Raw genomic sequence first — 4421 nt, forward strand, 5'->3', positions numbered from 1 at the left:
GCGGTGCGCCGTTCGGCTTCGTCGCCATTCTCGGCGTCATCGCGCTGCTCGGCATCATCATGCGCAACTCGATCATCCTGGTCGACCAGATCGACCAGGACATCGCCGCGGGCATGGACCGCTACGAGGCCATCATCGGTTCGGCCGTTCGCCGTTTCCGGCCGATCACGCTGACGGCGCTGACGGCGGTGCTGGCGCTGATCCCGATCTCGCGCGGCGTCTTCTGGGGTCCGCTCGCCTACGCCATGATGGGCGGCATCCTGGTTGCCACGGTGCTGACCATCCTGGTCCTGCCGGCCGGTTACGCCCTGTTCTTCGGCCGGGAGCCGAAAAAGCGCGGGGCGGAGGGACGGACGGACGATCTGGAACTGAGCCAGGAAGCCGAAAAGCCGCAATTGGCGCTGGCCGCCGAATAGATCGATCACGCCAGTCGAAAAGGATCGGGCGCGCCGAAGCGCGCCCGATCCTTTTTATTTTTATGAGGTCAGATGACGAAGAACCAGTTGGCGAGCAGCATCACCACCACGCCGGCGACCAGCGTCAGATAGGGCAGCATGCCCGCCTTTTTGACCGAGAGGTCGGCCCCCGTCATGCCGCGATCGGCCAGCATGTGGTCGGGGAACTTGCCCTTGTCCTGAATGTAGTGTCGGAAGCAGAACACCGGGATGATCAGCGCTGCCGTGATCAGGCCGGCCCACAGCGCCATCGGGTTCCATACCTTGGCACCGGCGCCCATGAAGATCGCGTTGACATAGGCGAAGATCGCCCCGATCCCGAGCAGCCAGCTCGGCGCCTTCCAGGGCCGTGCGATATGGCCGTTGTCGATGCGGTGGATCCAGCCGGCGTTGAGGTTGAGGAAGTTGAAGATGATGTAACCGCAATTCGACACGGCGAGGATGAAGAAGAAGCTCGTCGCGTCGGCCGAGGCGATGGCCAGCACGATCAGGTTGAAGACGAGATCGGTCCACATTGCCCGTGTCGGCGCACCATGTTCGTTGACATGGCTGAGATAGCGCGGCAGCCAGCCGTCGACCGAGCCCTGGTAGAGCGTACGCGAAGAGCCGGCCATGGCCGTCATGATGCACAGCACCAGCGCCAGGATCATCAGCATCACCAACAGGCTGTGGACTAGCGCGCCGCCGCCGACCATGCCGGCCAGCGCGTCGGCGACCCCGGAGCCGTCGACGATCGGCGTCGCCAGCATACCGTTGAGGCCAAGCACGCCCTGGAAGGTGAACGGCACCAGGATGAACAGCAGCATGCACAGAAGGCCGGAATAGAAAATCGCCTTGAACGTGTCGGTGCCGGGGTTCTTGAACTCGGATGTGTAGCAGACGGCGGTCTCGAAGCCGTAGGTCGACCAGGCGGCGATGAACATACCACCAAGCACCAGCGTCCAGCCGGCGATGTTCCAGGCACCGGGCTCGGGCGCGTAGGCTGCGGCCAGCGGCACCAGCGGCGAAAAATTCGCCCAGTTGATCTGGCCGGTGACGATCGGCACCACGCCGACGATCAGCATCGGGACGATGACCAAGAGGCCGATATATTTCTGCACATTGGCGGTGCCGAGAATGCCGCGATGCTGGATCGCAAAGATGATCAGCATCAGCACTGCGCCGATAAAGAAGGTCGCGTTGAAGGTGAACGAGACCGGTCCCAGCGTGTGGCTGTAAAGCGTCCAGTTGCGGATTGCCGGCGTCGCCGCCGCGGTCACCGCTGTGATGGCGTCGGCGGCACTCGTCCCGGCATGCGCGGCGATATAGGCGACGACATCGGGTGAGGTTTCGGTGAACAGCGGCACTGGCGCCAGCGCGTTGAGGATGTAGGCGGCGGCGATCGAGCAGCCGAGCGACAGCACCGGCGACCAGGCGAACCAGTTGCACCAGACAGACAGCGGCGCGATGAACTTGGAATAGCGCAGCCAGGCGGTGGCGCCGTAGATCGACGCGCCGCCCGACTTGTTCGGAAACAGGCCGGCGATTTCGGCATAGGTGAAGGATTGCAGGAAGCCCATGATCATGGAGAAGATCCAGATCGCGAAGGCCAGCGTGCCGGTCGTGCCGGCAATGCCGCCGATCGAGAACAGGACCAGGGCCGGCACGCCGCTCGCCACCCAGAAGGCGCCGCGCCAGTCGATATTTCGGTGCAACTTGCCTTCGGCAAGCGGCTCCAGGACAGTCGTTATCGTGCTCATATGTCTTTGTTCCCCATTTTGATGTTCCCCGTTCGTGACGGCCGCGACTTCGCGAGGCTTCATCATCGACGCATGCTTTGGGCGGCTGTCGGTGTTTCCACTCAGTCGCATTTTTTTCTTAACAGTGAAGATTGATCCGGCGCGCTTTCAGGTCAAGCGATTTGTCGCGCCGTGCACATCACGCTTGCGAAACATGTCGGCTTCACACTGCCGCGGTGGGATTGTTCGGAAAAGGACCAAGGGTCAGGAAGCGAAAACCCGCCGGAGGCGGGTCGCGGCGCAAATCAGCACCATGGACGAATATGTAGCATAGCTGCCCTCAGCAGGTCAAGAAAAAATTCCTATCACGAACTGCAGCACGGCCTCACTGTCTTGGGAGGGAAGGGCCGTCAGGAACGCGGTTTGGTCTTTTGCGGATCGTAGTGGGCGAAGGCGACGACTCGCGCCGGCAGCCGCTTGGCATGGCCGTCGAGCTTGCCGATCTCGACCTCGGTACCGACAGCCGAATGGGTGACATCGAGCCTGGCCAGCGCGATGGTCTTGTTCAGCACCGGCGAGCGCATGCCTGACGTGACCACGCCGATCTGGGCACGGCCGACATGCACGCAATCGCCATGGCCGACGTCGACATTGGCGTCGATGTCGAGACCGACCAGCTTCGTCTGCGGGTGCTCCTTGCGGCGGATCAGCGCCTCGCGGCCGACGAAATCGTCGGTCTTGCTCTTCAGCGGCACGGTGAAGCCGATGCCGGCCTCGAACGGATCGGTCTGGTCGGAAAATTCGTATCCGGCGAAGATCAACCCGGCCTCGATGCGCACCATGTCCAGCGCCTGCAGTCCCATCGGCTTCAGCCCGTGAGGCTGGCCGGCTTCCCAGATGGCGTCGAAGACTTTTTCGGCGTCGCGCGGATGGCACCAGATCTCGTAGCCGAGCTCGCCGGTATAGCCGGTGCGCGAGACGACGACCGGAATGCCGTTGCCGCCACCAATGCGGGCGACGGCGAAGCGGAACCATTCGAGTTCGTCGATCGACGGCTGCAGCGGCGAGGTCCAGATCACCTCCCTGAGGATGTCGCGGCTCTTCGGTCCCTGCACGGCGACATTGTGCATCTGGTCGGTGGAGGAACGCACAAGGACATTGAGGCCGAGTTTTGTCGCCGTCTCGCGCAGCCACTCGCCAGACAGATCGTCGCCGCCGACCCAGCGGAAATTGTCCTTGCCCAGCCGCAGCAGGGTGCCGTCATCAATCATGCCGCCATGCTCGTAGCACATGGCCGAATAGACCACCTGGCCAACGCCAAGCTTCTTGACGTCGCGGGTCAGCGTGTATTGCAGCAGCGCTTCGGAATCCGGGCCGGTGACCTCGAACTTGCGCAGCGGCGACAGGTCCATGATCACCGCGTCTTGGCGGCAGGCCCAGTATTCGGCGATCGGCCCGTCCTTGGCGAAGGAATTGGCGAGCCAATAGCCCTTGTACTCCTGAAAGTTGCGGGTGTGCTTGGCAAAGCTCGAATGAAAAGCGGTCTCGCGGGTCATTTTCGGTTCCGAATCGGGCGTCATGCGTCTGGCGATCGCTCGCGAGAATTTGTGCTGGCCGGAATAGGTCCGCACATGGATGTCGGTCGGGTTCCAGCCATTGGCCGGCGTCGTGTCGTCGGGGCAGGCGGAGGAAACGCAAACGATGTCGGTGAGCGCCCTGAGCAGCACATAGTCGCCCGCCCGCGACCACGGCTCGTCGGACACCATGACGCCATGCGCGTCGATCGCCGTGTTGAAGAAGAAGTTGATCGCCATCCAGCCCGCGCGGGGATTGACGCCCTTGCCGGCCAGAGCGCCGTTGAAATTCTCCGAACAGTTGGTGTGTCCGGGATAGCCGATGTCGTCGTAATATTTGGCGGCGCAGGCGAGCGCGAAGGCGTCGTGCCGGCCGCATGTGTCCTGCACCACCTCGACCAGCGGCTCCATGTCCTGGTCATAGTATTTGGAATGCAGGCCGGGCATCGGGTAGCTCGCACCCATGAGCGTGCGCGTCGTCGTCACGTCGAGCGGATGATCCAGTCCCCTGTCCAGCTTGCGCGCCGAAAAGCACTGGAAATCGGTGCATTGGCGCCCGTCGACATCGATGATCTGCAGATAGTCGCCAGCCCCAACGAAATAGGCCTCCGCGGTCGCCGAATGGACGCGCAAATCGAGCACCGGGTCGGCAAGCGGATCAGCCAATACCGATT

Annotated in this window: 3 protein-coding genes; 1 reads left to right on the forward strand and 2 read right to left on the reverse strand. The window is 62.8% G+C overall.

What is annotated here, in order from left to right:
* Positions 1-416, forward strand: a 416-nt coding sequence (locus EOA22_RS25325) for an efflux RND transporter permease subunit (protein WP_164755807.1), incomplete at its 5' end; no start/stop codon positions are given.
* Positions 417-484: 68 nt separating this feature from the next.
* Here the strand turns inward: EOA22_RS25325 and EOA22_RS25330 are convergent.
* A complete protein-coding gene (locus tag EOA22_RS25330) occupies positions 485-2194 on the reverse strand; it encodes an APC family permease (protein WP_127390292.1) in 1710 nt (569 codons plus the stop codon).
* A gap of 389 nt (positions 2195-2583) precedes the next feature.
* Positions 2584-4421: aminomethyltransferase family protein (locus EOA22_RS25335; RefSeq protein WP_127390293.1), on the reverse strand; the 1838-nt coding region annotated here is incomplete at its 5' end.

It is taken from the genome of Mesorhizobium sp. M7A.F.Ca.US.014.04.1.1 (assembly GCF_003998745.1).
Lineage (GTDB): Bacteria > Pseudomonadota > Alphaproteobacteria > Rhizobiales > Rhizobiaceae > Mesorhizobium > Mesorhizobium ciceri.

What these genes read in the sequence shown, in the direction of transcription:
- EOA22_RS25330 (WP_127390292.1), bottom strand. Translation starts at nt 2,194, where the DNA reads ATGAGCACGATAACGACTGTCCTGGAGCCGCTTGCCGAAGGCAAGTTG.